General features: G+C 46.0%; 21 protein-coding genes. All 21 read right to left on the reverse strand.

All coding sequences use genetic code 11. The annotated features are described in order from the left end of the window. Nucleotides 1-37: 37 nt before the first annotated feature. Entirely contained in the window at nucleotides 38-2,302 is a 2,265-nt protein-coding gene (locus ACVBIU_RS12380; protein ID WP_447163930.1) for a chemotaxis protein CheA, read from the reverse strand. Nucleotides 2,303-2,314: 12 nt separating this feature from the next. Then, entirely contained in the window at nucleotides 2,315-3,052 is a 738-nt protein-coding gene (locus ACVBIU_RS12385; protein ID WP_447161396.1) for a protein phosphatase CheZ, read from the reverse strand. A 13-nt stretch (nucleotides 3,053-3,065) separates the two neighbouring features. Then, nucleotides 3,066-3,449, reverse strand: coding sequence for a chemotaxis response regulator CheY (cheY, locus tag ACVBIU_RS12390; protein ID WP_012276572.1), 384 nt, complete (start codon nucleotides 3,447-3,449; stop codon nucleotides 3,066-3,068). A gap of 60 nt (nucleotides 3,450-3,509) precedes the next feature. Then, a complete protein-coding gene (locus ACVBIU_RS12395) occupies nucleotides 3,510-4,229 on the reverse strand; it encodes an RNA polymerase sigma factor FliA (protein WP_447163929.1) in 720 nt (239 codons plus the stop codon). Continuing rightward, on the reverse strand, nucleotides 4,222-5,103 hold the full coding sequence (locus ACVBIU_RS12400; protein ID WP_447161398.1) for a MinD/ParA family protein: 882 nt from the start codon (nucleotides 5,101-5,103) through the stop codon (nucleotides 4,222-4,224). The genes ACVBIU_RS12395 and ACVBIU_RS12400 overlap by 8 nt, the downstream gene beginning before the upstream one ends. Before the next feature lie 4 nt (nucleotides 5,104-5,107). Next, on the reverse strand, nucleotides 5,108-6,523 hold the full coding sequence (gene flhF, locus ACVBIU_RS12405; RefSeq protein WP_447163928.1) for a flagellar biosynthesis protein FlhF: 1,416 nt from the start codon (nucleotides 6,521-6,523) through the stop codon (nucleotides 5,108-5,110). An 11-nt stretch (nucleotides 6,524-6,534) separates the two neighbouring features. After that, entirely contained in the window at nucleotides 6,535-8,634 is a 2,100-nt protein-coding gene (flhA, locus tag ACVBIU_RS12410; RefSeq protein ID WP_447161400.1) for a flagellar biosynthesis protein FlhA, read from the reverse strand. Nucleotides 8,635-8,785: 151 nt separating this feature from the next. After that, nucleotides 8,786-9,919 (reverse strand): flagellar biosynthesis protein FlhB, encoded by a 1,134-nt coding sequence (gene flhB, locus ACVBIU_RS12415; RefSeq protein ID WP_447161401.1) that lies wholly within the window; start codon nucleotides 9,917-9,919, stop codon nucleotides 8,786-8,788. Between the two features lie 65 nt (nucleotides 9,920-9,984). Continuing rightward, nucleotides 9,985-10,782: a flagellar biosynthetic protein FliR gene (gene fliR, locus ACVBIU_RS12420; protein ID WP_447161402.1), complete on the reverse strand. Its 798-nt coding sequence runs from the start codon at nucleotides 10,780-10,782 to the stop codon at nucleotides 9,985-9,987. Nucleotides 10,783-10,896: 114 nt separating this feature from the next. Beyond that, on the reverse strand, nucleotides 10,897-11,166 hold the full coding sequence (gene fliQ, locus ACVBIU_RS12425) for a flagellar biosynthesis protein FliQ (RefSeq protein ID WP_447161403.1): 270 nt from the start codon (nucleotides 11,164-11,166) through the stop codon (nucleotides 10,897-10,899). Nucleotides 11,167-11,173: 7 nt separating this feature from the next. Then, nucleotides 11,174-11,923 carry a flagellar type III secretion system pore protein FliP gene (gene fliP / locus ACVBIU_RS12430; protein ID WP_447161404.1) on the reverse strand — a complete coding sequence of 250 codons (750 nt, stop codon included), beginning with the start codon at nucleotides 11,921-11,923 and terminating at the stop codon, nucleotides 11,174-11,176. Then, nucleotides 11,920-12,291, reverse strand: coding sequence for a flagellar biosynthetic protein FliO (gene fliO / locus ACVBIU_RS12435; protein WP_447161405.1), 372 nt, complete (start codon nucleotides 12,289-12,291; stop codon nucleotides 11,920-11,922). Before fliO ends, fliP begins: the two co-directional genes overlap by 4 nt. 12 nt (nucleotides 12,292-12,303) lie before the next feature. Beyond that, nucleotides 12,304-12,681 (reverse strand): flagellar motor switch protein FliN, encoded by a 378-nt coding sequence (gene fliN, locus ACVBIU_RS12440; protein ID WP_447161406.1) that lies wholly within the window; start codon nucleotides 12,679-12,681, stop codon nucleotides 12,304-12,306. A gap of 12 nt (nucleotides 12,682-12,693) precedes the next feature. Further along, nucleotides 12,694-13,722, reverse strand: a complete 1,029-nt coding sequence (fliM, locus tag ACVBIU_RS12445; RefSeq protein ID WP_447161407.1) for a flagellar motor switch protein FliM — start codon at nucleotides 13,720-13,722, stop codon at nucleotides 12,694-12,696. Between the two features lie 45 nt (nucleotides 13,723-13,767). Next, entirely contained in the window at nucleotides 13,768-14,283 is a 516-nt protein-coding gene (fliL, locus tag ACVBIU_RS12450) for a flagellar basal body-associated protein FliL (RefSeq protein WP_447161408.1), read from the reverse strand. Nucleotides 14,284-14,358: 75 nt separating this feature from the next. Next, entirely contained in the window at nucleotides 14,359-15,894 is a 1,536-nt protein-coding gene (locus tag ACVBIU_RS12455; protein ID WP_447163927.1) for a flagellar hook-length control protein FliK, read from the reverse strand. Between the two features lie 321 nt (nucleotides 15,895-16,215). Continuing rightward, complete coding sequence (gene fliJ / locus ACVBIU_RS12460) at nucleotides 16,216-16,662, reverse strand: flagellar export protein FliJ (protein ID WP_447163926.1); 447 nt, start codon at nucleotides 16,660-16,662, stop codon at nucleotides 16,216-16,218. A gap of 99 nt (nucleotides 16,663-16,761) precedes the next feature. Further along, nucleotides 16,762-18,102: a flagellar protein export ATPase FliI gene (fliI, locus tag ACVBIU_RS12465; RefSeq protein WP_447161411.1), complete on the reverse strand. Its 1,341-nt coding sequence runs from the start codon at nucleotides 18,100-18,102 to the stop codon at nucleotides 16,762-16,764. Nucleotides 18,103-18,163: 61 nt separating this feature from the next. After that, a complete protein-coding gene (gene fliH / locus ACVBIU_RS12470; protein WP_447163925.1) occupies nucleotides 18,164-19,210 on the reverse strand; it encodes a flagellar assembly protein FliH in 1,047 nt (348 codons plus the stop codon). Continuing rightward, nucleotides 19,210-20,256 carry a flagellar motor switch protein FliG gene (fliG, locus tag ACVBIU_RS12475; RefSeq protein ID WP_447163924.1) on the reverse strand — a complete coding sequence of 349 codons (1,047 nt, stop codon included), beginning with the start codon at nucleotides 20,254-20,256 and terminating at the stop codon, nucleotides 19,210-19,212. The genes fliH and fliG overlap by 1 nt, the downstream gene beginning before the upstream one ends. After that, nucleotides 20,246-21,946 (reverse strand): flagellar basal-body MS-ring/collar protein FliF, encoded by a 1,701-nt coding sequence (fliF, locus tag ACVBIU_RS12480; protein WP_447163939.1) that lies wholly within the window; start codon nucleotides 21,944-21,946, stop codon nucleotides 20,246-20,248. Before fliF ends, fliG begins: the two co-directional genes overlap by 11 nt. Between the last annotated feature and the right edge of the window lie 20 nt (nucleotides 21,947-21,966).

Raw genomic sequence — 21,966 nt, forward strand, 5'->3', positions numbered from 1 at the left:
ACAAGGCAATGCCTGTTATTCCCTATGCTAACCCGTGTTAGCTCCTGTTACGTGCGTAATGCTTTAGTAGGCCCGGTACATCTAAGATCAGCGCTATACCACCATCAGAGGTAATGGTCGCACCAGCCATGCCCGGCGTACCATGCAGCAATGTGCCTAGTGGCTTTATCACCACTTCTTCTTGGCCAATGAGTGAATCAACCACAAAACCAATTTGCATCGTACCTAGTTGGACAATAACCACATGGCCATGCTGTTTGTCACCGTGCCTAAAGCTCAATGCCTTGCGAGATAACCATTGCTCAAGGTAAAACAGCGGTACAGCTTTATCACGAACAATCACCGTCAACTGACCGTCAACCACATTGGTCTTAGTCAAATCTAAGTGGAATATTTCATTCACGCTCGACAAAGGTAAAGCAAAGACTTGCTTGGCGACTTCAACCATCAGGGTCGGCATAATCGCTAACGTCAATGGCACCTTGATTTCAAGACGTGTGCCTTTACCCAGTTGTGAACCAATATAAATCGAACCGTTCAGCTGGGTAATACGGGTCTTAACCACGTCCATTCCCACGCCACGACCCGAAATATCAGAGATCTCAACTTTAGTTGAAAATCCTGGGGCAAAAATAAGGTTATAAGCTTCTTCATCGCTCATGCGTGCAGCGGTATCTTCATCGAGCACGCCGCGGCTAATAGCAATGCCTTTGAGCTTTTCTGGATCCATACCTGCACCATCATCCTCAATTTTAAGCAGGATGTGATCGCCTTCTTGGCTAGCAGATAATGTAATTGTACCTGTGCGTGCCTTGCCATTCGCCTCACGAGCATCAGGCATTTCAATACCATGATCGACCGAGTTTCTGACTAAATGGACTAAGGGATCGGCTAACGCTTCAACAAGGTTTTTATCCAGATCGGTATCTTCACCGATCATAACAAGATCAATCTCTTTATTTAGGCTTCGAGCTAAGTCACGAACCACTCGAGGAAAACGCCCAAAGACTTTCTTAATCGGCTGCATGCGAGTTTTCATCACCGCGCCTTGTAGATCGGCAGTGACCAGGTCAAGGTTAGCTAAGGCCTTTGACATCTCTTCATCTTCACGTGCCACGCCAAGACTCAATAATCGATTACGGACTAATACCAGCTCTCCGACCATATTCATGATCTGATCAAGCCTTGAGGTATCAACTCGTACTGTTGTTTCCGCTTGGGGCGCATTATTGCCAGCTGGCTTTGGGGCGACTTTAGCTGCAGGTTTAGGCTCTTGTTTAAGCTCTTGTCTAGCTTCTGGCTTAACAGCTGATACCTGCTGCGAGGTCGTTATTGCCTGTACAACTGGCTCAGATTGACTCGCTTTATGCTGCTGTGACGCGCCATGGTCAATTTCAGCAACACTATTTTTAACAACACTATTTTCAGCAATATTGGTCCCTTTACCTGGACCTGTACCAGAACCATGCAGCTCATCAAGTAAGCGTTCAAATTCGTCATCAGTAATTTCATCTGAATCGACATTAAAGCCGCTTGTCTCAATAACCGCAGGCGCTGCCGACTGAACTTTAAACTGACCAGAGCCATGTAACTCATCAAGTAAAGATTCAAATTCATCATCAGAAATGTCATCAGATGATGATAAGGATGGTGCAGCAGTAGATTCAGCTGACTGACCAGGACCGTTACCCGAACCATGGAGTGCATCAAGCAAGGCTTCAAATTCGATATCATCAATATCATCGATACTGCCGCCTGTTGCCGACACTTGTGCAATCGTTTCAGATCCTGGAGCTTGTGCAACGAAATCTACACCTTCAACCACAGAAACAGAGTCTGCAACAGCGGTGACAGTAGGTTCTAGGGCTGCTGAGGCTTGAGCCGCTGTCTCGGCCATTTCAGATGCTAGCAATTCACCCGCGCTTAACGTTTTAAGCTGAGCTAATAGCGCTGGTTCTGCTGGGGATTGAGTTTGCCCTGCTTGAGTTTCAGCAAACATTGAGTTGATTGAGTCTACAGCCTGTAAAATGACATCCATCAAATTAGCAGAGACTTCACGTTTTCCTGTGCGCAGTAAATCGAAGGTATTTTCTGCTTCGTGGCAGACATCGACCATAGGTGCTAAACCTAGGAACCCTGCGCCACCTTTCACCGTATGAAAACCGCGGAAAATAGCATTCAATAAATCGGTATCATCAGGATTATTTTCTAACGCAACTAATTGCTCTTGTAGAAGCTCTAATATTTCACCAGCTTCGATCAAAAAGTCCTGCAGTATCTCTTCATCAACATCAAAGGACATTCTCTGACTCCCTTAAAAACCTAAACTCGAAAGCAGATCGTCAACTTCATCTTGACCTGTCACCACGTCCTGGCGGTGCTCTGCATTCATAATAGGACCTTCAGCTTCAACATTTAGCTTTGGCTTGTCGTCAACCGCGTTTGCAGGTTGCTCACCAAATACTGTCAACATCGACACTAAGCTATTCTCAACTTCTCTAACGAGTTCAATCACTCGACGGATCATCTGTCCGGTTAAGTCTTGAAAATCTTGTGCCAATAAAATTTGATTAAGAAGTTCTTTTACTCGGCTTGCATCCGACTCGCTTCTTTCTACAAATTGTTGGATATCGTGGCAGAGTGTTTTAAATTCATTTAGCGGCAACTCGCGACGCATTAGCTTGTCCCAAGCGGGCTTAACAGCTTGAATATTTTCACTTAATGCACTTGCAAGAGGTAAGCACTCTTCCACAGCATCCATGGTTTTATTTGCCGCTTGCTCTGTCATATCGATGACATAAGTCAAACGCTCTTTTGCATCTGGGATCTCAGTATTGGCTAATTCAATTAAACGACTATCAAATTGAAAGTCAGAAATAGCACTGTGAAGTTGACGGGTTAAGCGCCCGACTTCATCAAAAAGATCTTTTTGAATGGGCGCAGAAATTTCTCTAACCAATTCATCCGCTTTTTCCTGCTCTCCCTGACTAAGAAGTGCAACTAGACTCTCTGCTTGTTCAAGAGTAATCAGCCCTGACAATTGTTGCTGCATTGCTCATCCCTGCTTAGCCGAGGCGTTCAAAAATTTTATCGAGCTTTTCTTTTAGTGTGGCTGCGGTAAATGGCTTAACGACATAGCCGTTAACGCCTGCTTGAGCGGCAGCAATAATCTGCTCACGCTTAGCTTCAGCGGTCACCATTAATACAGGAAGGTGTTTCAAATTATCATCGGCACGAATGGCCTTTAATAGGTCAATACCTTGCATGCCAGGCATGTTCCAGTCAGTTACAACGAAATCAAAATCGCCTTTTTGTAACATAGGTAAAGCTGTAGAACCGTCATCTGCTTCTTGAGTATTGTTAAATCCCAAGTCACGTAACAAGTTCTTAATGATACGTCTCATTGTTGAAAAATCATCAACAACAAGAATCTTCATATTCTTGTCCAAAGTTTCCTCCGCGGAGCGCGCCTAAAATGCGCAAGTAATGTGGTATCAATTATTATGATTTTATTCTTGTGTCCAATGCTTGAGTTTACCCTTGAGCCTGAGCATCGCCTGACTATGGATCTGGCTAACTCTAGACTCACTGACCTCAAGAATGGCCCCAATCTCTTTTAAATTCAATGCTTCATCGTAATATAGCGACAACACCAGCGCATCTCTTTCTGGTAGTAATTTAATCGCTGCAACGAGCGCAGAATGAAACTGTATTTCCGCGAGCGACTCGTAAGCATCATCTTCGTGGTCGTCAGCTTGATTCAAACCTTCAACGGCCACGCCTAAATCTTCTATACCAACGACTTTGCCCACTGATACGTCGTTTAAAATGCTGTAATACTCATCGAGTGGCATCTCTAACCGCTCGGCGATTTCGCTATCTTGAGCATCACGTCCTAACTCTTGTTCAAGTTCATCAATCACTTGAGCCACGCGGCGCTGATTGCGGTGTACCGAACGTGGTACCCAATCGCCGCGTCTAATTTCATCTAACATTGAGCCACGAATTCGAATTCCGGCAAAGGTTTCGAACTTGGCGCCTTTACTACCATCAAAGTTTGATGACGCTTCGAGTAGCCCCATCATGCCGGCCTGCAACAGATCATCTAGCTGAACTGATGCGGGCAAACGAGCCAAAAGATGATGGGCTATTCTTTTTACAAGCGGTGCATACTGTTCAACGATAGACGTCTTATTATCAAAACGAGTATACGCAGCCGCTTTATTCACCCGATTTATCCTCTTGATAATCAGGACGTTGAACTAAACGCTCAACGAAAAACTCTAAGTGACCACCAGGTTGAGACGGTACTGGCCAGCTCATAATTTTATTTGCCAGCCCTTGATAAGCAATGGCTGCTGGTGACTTAGGAAAAGCCTCAACAATCAATTTTTGCTTACGTACCGACTTACGTAAATTTTCATCAAACGGTACCGTGGCGACCAGCTCTAACGCGACATCAAGGAACCTGTCGGTTACCTTGCTTAGCTTGGCGAAAAGCTCCATGCCTTCTCGTAAGCTACGCACCATATTCGCTACAATCTTAAAGCGGAACACACCGTGCTCACGACTTAAGATTTTGATCAGCGCATAGGCATCGGTAATTGAGGTCGGTTCATCACAAACCACAATTAATACGTCTTGTGACGCTCGAGAAAAGCTCAATACCATATCTGAAATACCGGCAGCGGTATCAACAATCAAGATATCAAACTGAGTTCTCATTTCGCTAAAAGCGCGAATAAGGCCAGCATGCTGTGCTTGAGTCAGTTCCACCATTGCCTGAGTACCTGAGGTGGCTGGAATAATTCCAATCCCTTTCGGTCCTCGAAGGATCACATCATCTAATTCGGCCTCTCCCGACAAAACATGAGATAAATTTCGCTCAGCACGCAAACCTAACATCACATCGACGTTCGCTAGACCTAAATCCGCGTCCAATACCAGTACACGTTTGCCCTTTTCGGCTAACGCAACCGCGGTGTTAATAGAGACGCTGGTTTTGCCCACGCCACCTTTACCACCTGATACGGCGATTACTTTTACTTTTTCATTATTTGGCTGATTCATCATACGTAAACCGCTTGCTTGATCCGGAGTCATGGCTTCACTCAAATGCATAGGTCATTTCTTGCGACCCTTCAATATTATGTAATGGTTCTATAGGTTTGTTATCTAATGCAGCTAATGCGCGATTGGCTAACGATAATGTATCAGCCACCTGCATATCTTCAGGAACTCTTTGTCCGTCCGTTACATAACTTAAAGGCAACCCACTTTGAATCAAGACGCTTAACGCAGGCGCTAACGATATTGATTCATCTAATTTTGTTAGTACTGCACCCGAAAGTGGAATACGTGTAAACTGTTTTACTGCATCTTCTAATACTCGACGCTGTCCCGTGGCAGACATTACCAGATAACTGCGTATTGGTAATCTGCTATTTGCGGCTAAACTGTCGAGTTGCTGGAATAAACGCTGATCTCTTTGTCCCATCCCCGCTGTATCAATCAAAACGAGCTTACGATTTCTAAATTGATAGAGTATTTGTTCTAACTCATTAAAATCATGAGCCTGTTTTACAGGGCACCCCATTATTTTGCCATAAGTTGCCAATTGCTCAAAGGCTCCAATGCGATAATGGTCAGTAGTAATGAGCGCAACTTGATCTGAGCCGTGATAAGCCGCAAAACGCGCCGCTAATTTAGCCACTGTCGTTGTCTTACCCACACCCGTTGGGCCAACAAATGCAACCACGCCACCTTGGCGTACAATATCATCGCCTTGGTTATCGAGTAAGTTGGCTAAGCTACGCGGCAAAGAGGCCACTAACTCTGCTGGAGAGTAATGTTCACTAAGGCTCGATAGCTTCTTTGCTATCGCGGGAGAGAACTCAGCCTCTAGCAGCTTGCTCTCAAGCATTGCTCCTACAGGATCGACCCGCTTTTTCTGTTCGACCATCAAGCTACTCACTTGATGCGTCAATAAATTACGAATTGACGCTAACTCTTCTTTCATCGCGTCAAATTCGGCACTGTTGTTCTGTTTGCTGCCATTAAAACTGTCTGGCGCTCGATGAGGCGTAAACTCTGCTTTCGCAGGTTCAGACGGCTTCACTTGTGCTTGCAGTCCTTTAGCCCATTCAGGCATATCAAGATTGTCACTGCGCGTTGACGGCGTTTGTTGGCTAATACGACTTTGCTGACGCTCTAATAATGCCTGCAAAGAATCTGGCGCTGGCGTTGATTGAGCGCGACTTTCAGCTTTTACGTTGGCCGCTCTCATATTCGACTGCGCGCCACCTAAGGTCACCCTCTCTTCTGCAAGATCGGTAAACATAGCAGCAGAAGGTTTAGCCTCTACAATTTTTGGCTTAGGCTCGTCATAATCGACTGCCGCAACAATCTCAATGCCACCGGTCACTTTCTTGTTTGACATGATGACAGCATCTGACCCCAAGGTTTCTTTAACTTGGGCTAGGGCCGAGCGCATATCTTTTGCTAAAAACCTTTTAATCTTCAATTATTCGACCTCTACTGACCCACTGCCGAGACGATGCGTATTTGCTTCTCGTCGGGGACTTCTTGATATGAAATCACCCGTAAATTAGGGATCGTATGCTTAACAAATCGCGATAACGTTGAACGTAGCATGCCTGACGTCAATAAAATTGCAGGCTGACCAACCATTTCTTGACGCTGCGTGGCGTCCACTAACGACTTCTGCATACGCTCTGCAAGGCTTGGCTCGATATTCGGACCATCGCCTCCCGTTGCCTGCATAGACTGATGCAACATTTGTTCCAACTCTGGCGCCAAAGTAATGACAGGGATTTCAAGCTCAGGTCCGCTGATCTCTTGCACTATCATACGTTTTAGGGCTATTCGAACCGCAGCAGTTAATACTTCGGTGTCGCTGCTCTTTGGTCCATATTCAAGTAACGTCTGTACGATGGTCTTCATGTCACGAATAGACACACCTTCATTGAGCAAGTTCTGCATCACTTTAACGACGCTGCCCAGTGGCATCACATCTGGAATAAAGCCATCAACCAACTTAGGCGAATGCTTACCAAGCATTTCAAGTAGTTGCTGAACTTCTTCATAGCCAAGCAGTTTGGCGGCGTTATTCGATAATAGTTGGCTGATGTGAGTGGCCACTACCGTTGAGGCGTCCACTACCGTGTAACCTAAGGTTTGTGCGTGCTCACGCATTTCGGGAGCGATCCACACCGCATCCAGACCAAAAGCGGGGTCTTTCGTTTCGATACCATCTAGCTTGCCATATACTTGCCCAGGATTAATCGCTAGCTCACAGTCATGACGAATTTCAGCTTCACCCGATGCCACGCCCATTAATGAGATCCGGTAAGCATTGGGGGATAAATCGAGGTTATCGCGAATGTGAACCGCTGGCACCAGAAAGCCTAGCTCTTGTGAGAGCTTCTTACGCACGCCTTTAATGCGTCCAAGCAGCTCGCCGCCCTGACCTTTATCCACTAATGGAATTAAGCGGTAACCCACTTCTAGGCCAATGGTGTCAACATGCTGTACATCATCCCAACTCAGCTCTTTTGGCTGCGAGTCGCGAGGCTCAACAGGACCTGTTTTTGCCAGCTCCAGTGCGCGCTCTCGGTCTGTTTGTTGCTTTTTCTTAATGAAGTAAGCGCCCGCGCCAGCTGCCGCTGCACATGATAAGAACACCAAATGTGGCATACCTGGCACAATGCCCATCACGAACATCACGCCTGAAGCGATGGCTAGCGCCTTGGGACTGTCAAACATCTGCCCCATAACCATTTCGCCCATATCACCGGATTCATTTTGACGCGTTACCATCAAAGCCGCGGCAATAGATAAGAGTAGACCGGGGATCTGCGCCACTAGGCCATCACCAATCGTTAATAGGGTATAAATTTCAACTGCCGCAGAGAAAGATAAATCATGCTGAGCGATACCAATAATAAAACCGCCCACAATGTTAATCACAAGAATTAATATACCGGCGACCGCATCACCTTTTACAAATTTTGATGCACCGTCCATGGCACCGTAAAAGTCGGCTTCACGGGTCACTTCAGCGCGGCGAGAACGCGCTTCTTCTTGCGTTAATAAGCCAGCGTTTAAGTCGGCATCAATCGCCATCTGCTTACCTGGCATGGCGTCTAGGGTAAAGCGAGCACTTACCTCAGATATTCGCCCCGCGCCTTTTGTCACAACGGCAAAGTTGATAATAATAAGGATTAAAAACACGACTAGACCAACGGCATAGTTGCCACCAATCACCACAGAGCCAAAGGCCTCAATCACCTTACCTGCCGCGTCACCACCATTATGGCCTTCAAGCAGGACCACACGCGTTGAGGCAACGTTCAGTGCAAGCCTGAGTAGGGTTGCCACCAGCAAAACGGTAGGGAATGCAGCAAAATCTAGCGGTCTGTCGCTGTAAATGGCAACGAGGAGTACCACGAGTGCCAGTGCGATATTGAAGGTAAAAAGGATATCGAGCAGGAACGCGGGCATAGGTAAAATGATCATAGCCAGAGCGGCTAAAACCAATAACGGCGTACCAATACCTTTTAAATGCGCAGGCTTTATCTGTTTTAATTGGCCTAGACTTGCTTTAAGTTCCATTCACCCTGAGTCCGATCTTTGACGTCTAACGCCAATACAGCAAATACTGTACCAATTATTTTTATAAGAATTGTCGCGACTATAACCTGAAAGCGACTAGCAAAGAATATCTGACGTTGCGAGTGGTTGATTTTTGGGCATAAAAAGGACTTTAATGTTTTAATTCATCTGGGATCGGCTGTTTAATTGGAACAGGATTAGGACGCCTGCCCTTGCCCTTTTGGTATTGTCGTAATTGGAATACATAAGCAAGCACCTGAGCCACTGCAGTGAATAACCCTTCAGGGATCTCTTGGTCAATTTTAGTAGTATGAAAAATAGCACGTGCCAGTGGCGGAGCTGAGACTATTGCCACGTCGTGCTCTCTAGCAATTTCTCTGATTTTAAACGCCACTTCATCCACGCCTTTTGCCACCACAAAGGGGGCCGTAGAACGTGTCGCATCGTATTTAACCGCCACGGCGTAATGCTCAGGGTTAACAACAATAACGTCGGCATTGGGCACTTCCCCCATCATCCGCCTTTGAGACATCTCGTGTTGTAACTGACGAATGCGTCCTTTCACCTCTGGCTTTCCTTCGGTGTCCTTGTATTCGTCTTTCACTTCTTGCTTGGTCATCTTTAACTGTTTGGCATGATTCCAAATCTGAAATGGCACATCAATAATGACGATCAGGAAAGTGGATGCGCAAAGTAAAATAAATATCCATACCACTATGTCCAGAGCATGGTAAATATTGCCTGGCAAGTGATCTTGCGACAGCATCAAAATATCATCTAAATAGAGGGTCAATAATAGATAGGCAGTAATGGCGACCACAGAGAACTTAGCAATACCTTTAGTAAGTTCAACCAAGGCTTGCACGCCAAACATCCGCTTAAACCCAGCCATAGGGCTCATTTTGCTGGCCTTGGGCATAAAAGCTTTAACCGAAAATGACATGCCACCAAGGGCGACATTACCTGCAAATGCGATTAAGGCTAAAAACGCAATAAAACCCATCAACGGGACTGCAAGTTCAGTGCCTACCATCCCCCAAACATTCATCATCTGATTGGTATCAAAAATCTCGTCACGACTCTGCGTAAATAACTTCGTCATGATGTTATGCATCGCCTGTGCGATATCGGGGCCAGTCATTAACAAGCCTACCGAAGCCGCGATCAGTACGGCAGAAGTTCCTAGATCTTTTGAGCGTGCAACCTGCCCTTTGTCTTTGGCCTGTTGCAACTTTCTGGAGGTGGCCTCCTCTGTTTTTTCTTGGCTACTATCGTTTTCAGCCATTTATAGCCGCCCTCCACCTTGTAACGTGAACACTATTGCTGATAGCCATTCGCCATAAAGCATGATTACAGCCCACCATCGGCGCGGCATTGCAGCTCAAGTACATTACAAAGTAGTAGCTGAACTTCACGCCACACTTCATCAAAATGCGTCATGATGGGTGACAAAGTTAGCCAAAGAATAAACAAGCCTGCAATCATGGTGACAGGAAAGCCGATAGAGAAGATATTTAACTGTGGTGAGGCGCGCGTCATTACACCAAATGACAAGTTAATGGTGAGCAGCGCCACAATAGCGGATAGCGACATCGTCAAGGCTGCACCAAACATATAGCCCACAAATTCGGTAAATAGGCGGTAACTCGCCAGACTTAACCCTTGCATAGACACCGGGATAGAATCAAAGCTGGCGATCACCATTTTTATCAATAACAGGTGACCATCTACCGCTAAGAAAATCATGGTGGTGAGCAGTAAGAAGAAGTTACTAATAACTGGGGTTTGTTGTCCCGAGCTAGGATCGACCATAGAGGCGAAACCTAGACTGGTCTGCATACCGATGATCTGACCGGTAAGGACAAAGGTCTGCATTAGCAATTGTGTGGCAAACCCCATCGCGACGCCAATAACAATTTGCTGTGCGGTGATAAAGGCTGCACTCAATGAAAATAGATCGATTGTGGGCATAGTAGGCAGTACTGGAGCGACAGCAACCGTAACGGCAACAGAGAGTAATAACCTTACTCTAGTGGGAGTCGTCGTTGCACCAAAGACGACCATCACCATAAACATGCTGGAAATTCGCGTTAAAGGCCACATGTAACCTGCGATGCCGTTCATGATGGTATCGAGCAAGATCTCCATAATTAATTCCGCGTATTCATTAAGAACTTGCTATACAGATTAATCATTACCTGTGAGCCGCTCTTTTTCACCATCGGGAAATAACAATCGATGTTCATAAGCACCTGTAAATAGTTAACCTATGACTTGGGGGATCATATCCACCATCTGGAAAAAGAAATCCATCATCATCTGAACCAGCATATGCCCCATTAACATGAGTGCTAATAACGTGGTCAGTAAACGAGGTAGAAAACTTAAGGTTTGCTCGTTAATGGACGTTGCCGCCTGAAAGACAGCCACGACTAAACCTATGATAAGACCAGGCACAATAATCATCGACACGATAATCACAATCACGGCCAGTGCTTCTCGAAAGATATCAATTAGTGACTCTGGACTCATGGCTTACCTACAATCCAAAACTGTTGGCTAAGGTGCCCATCACTAGGCTCCAACCGTCAACGAGTACAAATAACATGATCTTAAATGGCAATGATACAATCATAGGTGACAACATCATCATACCCATGGCCATTAAGATACTGGCTACCACCAAATCGAGCACCAAAAACGGCACAAACAACATGAAGCCGATCTGGAAGGCCGTCTTTAGCTCACTGGTAATAAATGCCGGAATAATGACGGTCATTGGAGCATCTTCTGGCTCAACAATGCCTTGATAACCCGAGATTTCAATAAATGTGTTTAGATCCGAGTTTCGAGTCTGGGCCAACATAAAATCTTTAAGTGGCCCTTGCCCGGTTGTAAAGGCATCTTGCAGCGGCATACCTTGCTCGATATAAGGCTTAACCGCTTGAACGTATATCTTGTCGAATACTGGCGACATAATAAAGAATGTCATGAACATACTGATGCCAATCAACACCTGATTAGACGGGGTCTGTTGTAAACCAATCGCTTGACGTAAAATCGACAGCACCACAATAATACGGGTAAACGAAGTCAACATGATGACCATCGCAGGAATGAAACTTAGCGCGGTCATTAATAGCAAAATCTGCATGGTCACAGAGTATTGCGTTGAACCATCGGCCCCCGTTGAGACCGTCACGGCTGGCAATATACCGTTTTCAGCAAGTGCAGTGGGTGCTATAAGAGTCAGCGCTAATCCGGCCAGAAGTAAAATCCACTTCATCATGATGACTTAGCTTGACGAAGTCGGCTGGCAAATGACTCGCCAGATATTTCAACAGGCTGCGCTAATTTATCAATGAGACTCACTTGCTGTTGTGTAACTCCAAGTAGATATTGTTGACCTGCAACCTCAACCAATACCAGTTTCTCTTTTTGCCCTAGAGGCGTCACAGCGATTGTTTTTAACACCCCTTGGCTACTGGGGACTAAGTTAAAACGTCTGACCAAATAAGCTAAGAAGAAAATTAATAGCAATACAAGGATCAAACCACCTACCATGCTTGAAAGCGTAGCGATGCTCGTTGGTGAAGCAGGTGTTTCAGCTTGAGCTGCCGCACTACTCACTCCGGCTAATACCAGTTGAAAGCTCATTAAACGTCCCTTTTACTTCAGCTTTTTAATTCGCTCTGTTTGGCTAATGACATCCGTTAGACGAATACCGAACTTATCGTTGACGACTACCACCTCACCATGGGCAATCAAGGTACCGTTAACCATCACATCGAGAGGCTCACCCGCGACCCTGTCGAGCTCGACGACTGAACCCTGATTTAACTGCAGTAAATTACGAATATTGATAAAACTACGACCGACTTCCATCGAAATAGTGACCGGGATATCCATAATCGCGTCGAGCTTAGATGCTTCTTCTTCACTTAACGGCGCACTATCGTTGTTAAACTCATCGAATTCAACAGCTTTAGCTTCTTCAATCGCTTGCTCAGCCATTGCTGACGCCCAATCATCTGTATCTGTACTCATTTACCCTTCACCTTATATATCTGAACGTTCGCGCCCACGGCCTTTGTGGGTCACTAGCTGTAATTCTGTCTTAACCGTTTCTGGTCTTGGAATTTTTTCGCAAATTTTTAATGCTAAATTTTCTTTTGTTCTTCCCATCTTACAACGATAAGTCGGTAAATCTTCGACTTTCAAGATGATGTGCTCGGGCAGTTCAACCGGGATAACGTCACCCGCTTTAAACGCCAGAACTTCTCTTAGAGTGAGTTTATGCTCAACAATGGTCGCATCGATCCCCACATCAACATCCATGATTTCATCACGCAGTGCCTGCGACCAACGCATATCGGTATCTTGCGTATCACTTTGCACACCCGCATCGAGCAGTTCTCGAATAGGCTCAATCATCGAGTACGGCATTGTGATATGAAAATCACCGCCGCCACCGTCAACCTCAATATGAAATGAACTCACCACAACCACTTCAGTAGGGCTCACAATATTGGCCATTGCCGGATTGACTTCAGAGTCAAGATAATCAAACTGCACATCCATGACTGGCGCCCAGGCGTCTTTATAATCTTCAAAGATAATCTTTAGCAGCAGTTGTACGATACGACGCTCGGTAGGGGTAAATTCGCGGCCTTCAATCTTGGCATGAAAACGGCCATCACCACCAAAGAAGTTGTCTACCAGAATAAAAACGAGACGGGCTTCCATGGTGATTAACGCGGTACCTTTTAAAGGGCTAAAACGCACCATATTTAAACTGGTTGGCACGAACAGGGTATGGACATACTCACCAAACTTAAGCATTTGCACGCCGTTAATCGACACTTCTGCCGCACGACGCATCATATTAAACATGCTGATCCGCAAGTGCCGAGCAAAACGCTCATTGACGATCTCGAGCGTTGGCATACGACCACGTACAATTCTGTCTTGCGACGAGAAATCATATGAACGTGCATCGAGCTCATTGTCGTCAATAATATCGTCATCGACATCATCGACTCCGTGGAGCAGTGCATCAATTTCGTCTTGGCTTAATAAATCACTCACGATATCGCCTTTGCTTATATAAAATAATTACTTTTTTCACACAACTTATTGCATGACAAAACCGGTAAATAGGACTTTTTCTACCACTGTGCGGCCAGTTACGGGCTGCAGGGTATTTTGTACATTTCGCAGCGCTAACAGACGTAATTCATCCTTACCAGCAGGAGAGCTGAGCTTCTGGATATCAGCACCACTAAATGTGGTAAGCAGTGCATCTTCAATTAACGGAATATGCTTTTTAATCAAAGTGTCATCGTCATTACCACGAACCATTAATTGCACTTTAATTTCGACTAAGCGGGTTCGGCCATTATCTGGTAAATTGAACAAAAATGGTCTGGGCATAGCCGCATAAAACGCTTCTCCGCTTCTTGAGGCAGATTCAACAGCGGTATCGCCCGTACCTGCAACCTCTGCAACATCATCTGAGCGCAATAACATCCATGCTGTAATAGCGATAATGGTCATTAGCACCATAGCAATTGCGCCGAATAAAATGAGCTTCTTTTTACTGCGAGGCTCAGCGCTATCTTCTAGTTCTAATGTTGCTTCTTCTGCCATTTTTCTTCCCTAACTGGAGTGCAGAGCGACGTCATCACTCTTATCAATATTCTTAAGCCGCTATAGATTACCTGCTTATGCGTAATAATCTATACCTGATGCCGAACTTGTTGATAGATTTGACCTTGCGAGCAACTCTTCTGCTGAAATTTCATCCGTTTCGGCCATACCACTGTCATTTTTGCGGCCGTTTCCTTGTTCACCGTCGGTATTTCCACCGCCCCCTTGAGACACTTGGCCATCGGTTAACTGCATCCCTTGCTCTGCCAGCATCTCACGCAGCCTTGGCATTGCTTGCTCAACAAGATCACGAGTTTGATGCTGACTTACTTGAAATTGAACTTGAGTGGTATCACCTTGGACTTGAATGCGCACCATCATATGGCCAAGCTCTGGTGGATCTAGGCGAATTTCAGCATGTTGTACCCCGTTGCTAACCATGGTGATCAGCTGCTGATTCATCATCGGTGAGAAACGCTGGATCATCTGTTGCATTGGCGGTGTTTGTTCAGCACCTTGTTTCAATGACAATTGCAGCTGTGGTATTTCTTGACGCTGCGCTCCTGCTTGCAGCTGTAATGATTGCCCCTGCAAACCCGTTAACGCTTTAAGATCCTGAGCTGCGTCAGCACCGGTTAAACTTGCCTCTTGTCCCGTTTGCGATGACATCATTCGCACCGACAATTCAGCCGTTTTAAGTTGTTCGGTTGCAGCCAACTGATTAGTCATCGTTTGGCTGCTGGCATCGGCATTTTTTAGCTGCTCACCACTGGCTTTCTGTAATTGGGATTGAGACTGAGACTGTAATTGAGATAACCCGGCAAGCTCTTTACCGAAAATGTCGCGAGGCTCATTTTTCGTATTCGCGTCAGCGCTTTTTAGAGCAGAGTGAAGCGCCTCAGGGTCCGTTGCAATATTGGCAAGACCGGCTTTATCAGTCACTCCCGCTTGACCGACTAGCCCAACCTCTTGCTGTTTTGGCTGCGAATTAGCCCCCAAGTCGAGATTAACATTAGCCGTAACAGCAAACTCCGCTGTTAATTCGCCATTAGCATCTAAAATTTGGCTTTGCTGCAACAGCTTGTGTAACTCTGCGGCAGAAAGCTGAGTTAGCTCTTGCTCTGACAAGCCTGACTCTTGACTCAACGCCGTTAAGATATCGCCTGCAAGTTCGCTCGCTTCAAGCTCACTTGCTAATGTCTCTTCTGAAGTCGCTTCTGATGCCACTTGTAGCGGCAAGCTTTCGCCGTTGGCGGCAAGCTGAACTTCACTACCAAAATTATTTGCAAGATTGATCTGGGCAAACACCTGGCTGACATCATCAGTAGCACTCTCAGCCTTGGCTTGTGCCTGAATGTTGCTTTCTGCTGTAATTTCTAAACTTGAACTCGCACTTGATGATTGCTTATCAACTGCTGAAGAAGCTGACTCTGCCTTAGTGTCAGTCTGTTTACCCGCTTTTTCCAGCGCAGCCGAAAAGCTACCAACTTCAGAATCACCTTCAGAGTTAGCCCTAGGTTTAAGAGATGGCTCCAAAGATTTATTGTTATTTTCAGTGGCCTTTTTACTATGTTCTGAGCCACTGAGTAAAATGTTGTTCATCTGCTGCATTACGTCTCCGTTAGGGTTAACTCATCAAACCGACCTACGAGGGAATATGTCAAAATATCGGCTGAATTGGGGCAGTCAACACAATAGAAAGCAATAATAGTGCCAAAAGCAAACGCAGCCTTTAATCGCTCGTTATTGCAGGGATATAGATCAATGAAGGAATAACCTAAAAGAGCCAATATTGCTCTATCAACAGTGAAATGAATGCTGTCAAAAAATGAATACTGAGCTCTCTAATTAGGAGCTCTTAATTACGAGCGCTTTAACACTAGCTCTGTATCAGGGATAAATGGGATTATTTAGGTGGGTAACTGCTGAGAATTAACGCTGCCGCTTACGGTAAAACTGCTGCGATGCAAATTCATCTACCATTTTTTGTTCGCTGCGTAATTCAGCAAGCTTGGCTTTTTCTGCTTTATTGGCGAGTAACAACTCCACCGCTTTACGCTTTTGCTGTTTCTCTTGCCAATATGCTTGGCGGTGTTGCCTTTGAGTATCGGCATCTTTCACCGTATTGACCTGCTGCACGATTGCCGCATCAATTTGACGTACGAATTGATGAAATTGGTGATAATGGCTGGCGCTAATGCTTTGCCCCTGTTGCTGCTCCATCTGTTTCATATAGTCGAGACGATAATTTTGCAGCGCTTCAAGCTGACTTTGACGTCTTTGCAGCTCAAGTTGCGCCGAGCGAAGCTGCAGTGAAGCCTGCTCTTCGGCATCTTGCGTCAGCTTAAGCACCATATGCAGTGGATCGGGTTTAGTCATGATAGTCTACTCTGTTATTGCCTGAGCACTGATGAGCTAACGTCTGAGTGGCTAACACCTGAATGGCTAAGGTCTTAATGATTGAGGTCTGCTTAAAAGTTAAGCCTGACATTGCGCCCCCAATTGGCTCAGCATTAAGGTGCTACTATCAAACGTTATCGAGTCTTTCATGGTTTGCCTTAAAAACGCATTCATCGCGGGTTGTAAGCGAATCGCATTATCGATGCGTGGATCGCTACCTTGGCTATAGGCACCAATGGAGATCAAATCTTTGTTTTGCTGATACAGAGAGTAAACCTGTTTAACTTTTCGCATCGCCTCTAAGTGCTCTGGACTGATAACCATAGGTGCGACACGGCTAATTGATGCTTCGATATCGATAGCCGGATAATGTCCTGAGTCGGCTAGGCTGCGTGACAATACGATATGACCATCGAGAATGGCTCTTGACGCATCGGCAATAGGATCTTGCAAATCATCGCCTTCAGTTAATACGGTATAAAACGCAGTAATTGAGCCTTGTTGACCGCCACCATTACCGGCTCGCTCAACCAATTTAGGCAGTTTGGCAAATACCGATGGCGGATAGCCTTTGGTTGCCGGCGGCTCACCCACAGCAAGGGCGATTTCACGTTGTGCTTGCGCATAGCGAGTTAAGCTATCCATTAGTAACAATACGTTATAGCCCAAATCGCGAAAATACTCGGCGATGCGAGTAGAGGTTTCACAAGCGCGAAGACGCATAAGCGGTGACGTATCGGCAGGTGCTGCCACGACAACAGATCGTGCACGTCCCTCTGGGCCTAAAATCTCTTCAATAAACTCTTTTACTTCGCGGCCACGTTCGCCCACTAACCCCACGATGATAATGTCTGCCGTTGTCCCGCGGGTCATCATTCCAAGCAGCACACTTTTACCGACCCCTGAGCCCGCAAACAAGCCCATACGCTGGCCTTTACCCACGGTCAACATGGCGTTAATGGCTCTTACGCCAACATCGAGTGGCTCACTAATGGCACGCCTTGTAAGTGGGTTAATTGCGGCAACATGGCTAGAGGCTCTTTGATCTGTTTTCAAGTTACCTAAGCCGTCGATGGGCTGACCGCTGCCATCGAGTACCCGCCCGAGAAGAGATAGGCCGACGTTTAATCCCGATTGCTCACCAAGTGGAGTCACTTTGGCTCCCGGCAGCACGCCACGCAACTCTTCGATGGGCATGAGGTACAGTAATTGATCGTCAAAACCTATGACCTCGGCAATGAGGCTACCCGCCATGGTTTCGATAGCGCATAGGCTGCCAACTGCAGCGCGGCACCCAGTGGCTTCTAAGGTTAAACCAACCACTCGCACCAGCTGGCCACTCGCTTCAACCAAAAATGGATGGATTTTTTGCTGGTGTTGAGCCAGCTTATTGCGTAATTGGTGCTGACGGGTCGGCATGTTCACCTTAATTGCTTCAGTTGCTTCAGTTACTTTAGTGGCTTCGGTTGCTTCAGTTGCTTTAGTGGCTTCCAGCAGGCACTTGCTCGCTGTGTTCTGTTATTTGGCTTTGGAGTTCTGCAGCTTGAGTCTGATTGTCTAGCACCGCGGCCTGATTATCTATCACTGCAGCCTGCTCACCTAAGGCTTGTTCCTGTGACGCATCAAGTACTTGCTCGTGAGTCGCGCGGTTAAGCTCTGACGTCATTGAGGCATGATAGTCGGCGTGTTGCTCAGCTTTATGTTGCCTTGCTTTAAGTAACGCTTCTTCTTGCTGCTCTTTCATCTGTAAAAGATCTTGTTGGTGCTTATCAAGGTCAGCAAAAACATGGCCAATACGGGTTTCTACCGTCATATCAATATGACTTCGAACACTGTCAATAATACAGTCACCAGGGCTTAGACTTGGATCGGCTTCTATTTCCCAGCGGTTTCGTTCTAACTGGGCTTGAGTGTATAACTCGCCAATTAAGGCTTCATCGCTTGGAGTGACACGAATATTGACTCTTTGCTCTTTTATCGGCAAAGAATCAACACCTTGGCGTAGTGCCGATAAAATATGCTCAGGGTAAGTCTTAAGCTCATGGCCTATTACGGCCTTGGCGAGCGTCATCGAGGTGGCGAGCAGTTCTTTTTCAATTTCAGTATCTAATAATGCTAATGGCGCTTCGAACTGACTCAGTAGACTTTCAAAACGTTGCAGTTGTTCGGCTGCCGTTTTTAGCCCTTCTTCGTAGCCTTGTTGCTGGCCTTGAGAATAGCCTTCACCATGGCCCTGCTCTAATCCTTGTAAACGCCCTTTTTCAAGGCCTTCACTAAAGCCTTTATCCATCCCCTCACTAAAGCCTTCTTGCTCTGCATGAGCACGAATATCTTCAATCTCACTTAAGGTTGGCGGCAAAATAACTTCTGACTCAATGGGATCGTCAACCTGTATTTGCAAGCTGTTACGACCAAACATATTCAGCGAGGAGGGATTAATTTCTTGCCTAACTTCAGGCAGTTCCCAATGGGAAAATTCGTCAGTCGTATTCACACTGGCGCCTTGAGGCTCTTTAGGTTCTGTCATTATAGAAACTCTTCACCGCCTCCGCCGCCAAGCATGATCTCTCCGCTATCACTCAAACGACGAGCAATAGATAAGATCTCTTTCTGAGCGACTTCAACTTCACTGATCCTGATTGGGCCCATTGCTTCTAGGTCATCTCTAAGTAGCTCGGCTGCGCGTTTAGACATATTACTGAGTAGCTTATCTTTCAGCTGTTCATCTGCACCTTTAAGTGCCTTCATCAATACGTCTTGCTGTACTTCTCGTAGCAATACTTGAATGCCGATATCATCGACATCGCTTAGGTTTTCAAACACAAACATCAAGTCTTGGATCTGCTGCGCCATCTCTTCATCAGATTCGCGCATTGTTTCCATCAAGTGACTTTCAACCCCAGTATCGAGGTAATTCATGATATTGGCTGCCGCCTTCAAGCCGCCCATCTTAGCGGCTTGCGCCCCGCCTTGACCGGCAAACTGTTTCTCCATGATGTCGTTAAGCTCTTGCAGTGCAGCCGGCTGAACCTCTTCAAGGTTAGCAATACGCATCATCAAATCTAAACGGGTATTTTCTGGGAACTGGGCGAAAATCTCAGCCGCTTGATCAGGCTCAAGATAAGATAAAACAATAGTTTGAATTTGCGGGTGCTCATTTTGGATAATGGTGGCAACTTGACGCGCGTCCATCCACTTAAGTGAATCAAGACCTTTGGCACCACTGCCCATAATAATCTGTTCGATTAGGTTACCCGCTTTGTCTTCACCTAATGCTGCTGTTAACGCCTTACGCACAAACTCTTCGCTATTAAATCCAATCGATGAATACTTTTGAATATCATCTAAAAATAGCTTGTGAACACCAATGACCTTCTCTTGACCAAAGTCTTGCATCGCTGCCATTGCCATACCGACCTTTTGCACTTGCTTTGGCTCTAGATGCTTTAAAATCGATGCTGCATCACTTTCACTCAGGCTTAGCAGTAAAATGGCGGTCTTCTCGATACCACTTAAGTCACTGGGCTTAAAGCCAGGCGCCGTTTTCGCTTCTACACTAATATCATTTGTCATCTTCAAGTAACCAGTTTTTCACAACTTGTGTCGATAGTTCAGGCTCATTAGCCACCAGTGCGCGGATCGCTTTGATCATATCATCGTCTTTGTGCAGGTTCGGGATCATAATAGAACCGTCATCGGCATAACTGTATTCCGCTTCAGGGCGCTGCAACATGCCTAAGGTATCTGCAGCGTATTGATCTTCAATTTCTGCTAATTCACCACCTACCGATGGCTCATCCGGCATGTTGACGCTATCTGGGTATACTAATTTTTTCAGCATTGGGCGCACTACAGCAAGGATCAATACCAAAACCACTAATGCTCCCAGTACGAGCTTTATCACACGCCAAAACCAAGGTTGCTCCCACAATTGAGGCGCTGGAGCAGCCTCGATAAGCTGATCCATAAATGGCACGGTAACCACTTCAATCACATCACCGCGCTGGGTATTAAAACCGACAGCACCTTCTAGTAAGCGGCGGATATTGGCAAGTTCTTGCTCAGTCCGCGGCACCCGGTTAACACTGCCATCTTCTGCCATTGGCGCATTTTTAAAATCAACAGCCACGGAAACACTGACACGACGTAGTGTGCCAATTTGCTGACGAGTATGGCTAATAGTGGTATCGAGTTCGAAATTACGTGTCGCCTCTTTGTGGCTACTACCCGATGTTTGCTTTACCGATTCTGTTGCATTAACTTCCTGAGGAATATCTGATGCCATTGGAGGTTGATTTGATAAGGCGCCAGGGATCCCGCCACTAATGCCGCCATTGGAATTGTTCTCTACAACCATCTCGCTTCTTAATGCTGGTAAGTCTGGATTATAGCGCTTGGCAGTTTGTTCAACCGCGGTGAAATCCATGCTGACATCAACTTGAGATGTGAAGTTCTCAGGACCTAAGATTGGCATCAGAATCGACTCAACTTTATTGCGATATTCTGATTCTTTCTGCTGAACAATTTCAAGCTCACGTCGAGCAATAGCTGATACGCCGTCTTGACTGCCAGAATTAAGTAAGCGGCCGTTAGCATCGGTCACGGTGACTTTATTGGGCTCAAGGTTATGCACCGCAGAAGCCACGATATCGACAATGGAGTCGACTTCTTCTTGAGCTAAACCACTGCGCCTTGTACTCACTACAACCGTTGCACTAGGTTTTGAACGGTTTCTAGCAAATACGTTTTCTTTCGGTAAGGCTAGAATCACTTTTGCGCGGGTCACGCTTTTTAATTCTTCGATGGTACGGGCAAGATTTTGTTCTTGGCTGTGCTTTAAGCGCGCTTGCTCCATACGCTGACTGACGCCAAAGCCACTATCTTTAGATAAGAAATCATCTTTATTCGCAGCACTATCTAAGCCTTCACGACTTAAGATCATCTTTACATCTTGATACTTATCCTCGGGCACTTTAACCACGTCACCCTGGATCTCATATTTCACCTGATTTTTGTCTAAAACATCAAGTACCTGCACCATTTCAGCGGTACTCATCTGCCCTAGGGGGCGATATTCGGGTTCTTGAGCCCAGATCATCACAAAAACAGCTAAGGCTAGACAGATAGCAAGCGCCAAAATCATCGTCACTTGGCGTAACATATCGACGCCACCTAAGGACCCCATTAAGCCAGGCTTATGTTCTTCTTGAACACCTGATGTTTGCGGGTTGGTTGCTAAACCAGAACCTGTACCTACGACCATTTCTGTACTCACTATTGCAC

This window comes from Shewanella sp. 30m-14, assembly GCF_052977125.1.

Excerpts from the sequence above, each read along its gene's own strand:
- ACVBIU_RS12380 (WP_447163930.1), bottom strand. The coding sequence starts at position 2,302 with ATGTCCTTTGATGTTGATGAAGAGATACTGCAGGACTTTTTGATCGAA.
- ACVBIU_RS12385 (WP_447161396.1), bottom strand. The coding sequence starts at position 3,052 with ATGCAGCAACAATTGTCAGGGCTGATTACTCTTGAACAAGCAGAGAGT.
- ACVBIU_RS12400 (WP_447161398.1), bottom strand. The coding sequence starts at position 5,103 with ATGACTCCGGATCAAGCAAGCGGTTTACGTATGATGAATCAGCCAAAT.
- flhA (WP_447161400.1), bottom strand. The coding sequence starts at position 8,634 with ATGGAACTTAAAGCAAGTCTAGGCCAATTAAAACAGATAAAGCCTGCG.
- flhB (WP_447161401.1), bottom strand. The coding sequence starts at position 9,919 with ATGGCTGAAAACGATAGTAGCCAAGAAAAAACAGAGGAGGCCACCTCC.
- fliR (WP_447161402.1), bottom strand. The coding sequence starts at position 10,782 with ATGGAGATCTTGCTCGATACCATCATGAACGGCATCGCAGGTTACATG.
- fliQ (WP_447161403.1), bottom strand. The coding sequence starts at position 11,166 with ATGAGTCCAGAGTCACTAATTGATATCTTTCGAGAAGCACTGGCCGTG.
- fliP (WP_447161404.1), bottom strand. The coding sequence starts at position 11,923 with ATGATGAAGTGGATTTTACTTCTGGCCGGATTAGCGCTGACTCTTATA.
- fliO (WP_447161405.1), bottom strand. The coding sequence starts at position 12,291 with ATGAGCTTTCAACTGGTATTAGCCGGAGTGAGTAGTGCGGCAGCTCAA.
- fliN (WP_447161406.1), bottom strand. The coding sequence starts at position 12,681 with ATGAGTACAGATACAGATGATTGGGCGTCAGCAATGGCTGAGCAAGCG.
- fliL (WP_447161408.1), bottom strand. The coding sequence starts at position 14,283 with ATGGCAGAAGAAGCAACATTAGAACTAGAAGATAGCGCTGAGCCTCGC.
- ACVBIU_RS12455 (WP_447163927.1), bottom strand. The coding sequence starts at position 15,894 with ATGCAGCAGATGAACAACATTTTACTCAGTGGCTCAGAACATAGTAAA.
- fliJ (WP_447163926.1), bottom strand. The coding sequence starts at position 16,662 with ATGACTAAACCCGATCCACTGCATATGGTGCTTAAGCTGACGCAAGAT.
- fliI (WP_447161411.1), bottom strand. The coding sequence starts at position 18,102 with ATGCCGACCCGTCAGCACCAATTACGCAATAAGCTGGCTCAACACCAG.
- fliH (WP_447163925.1), bottom strand. The coding sequence starts at position 19,210 with ATGACAGAACCTAAAGAGCCTCAAGGCGCCAGTGTGAATACGACTGAC.
- fliG (WP_447163924.1), bottom strand. The coding sequence starts at position 20,256 with ATGACAAATGATATTAGTGTAGAAGCGAAAACGGCGCCTGGCTTTAAG.
- fliF (WP_447163939.1), bottom strand. The coding sequence starts at position 21,946 with ATGGTCGTAGGTACAGGTTCTGGTTTAGCAACCAACCCGCAAACATCA.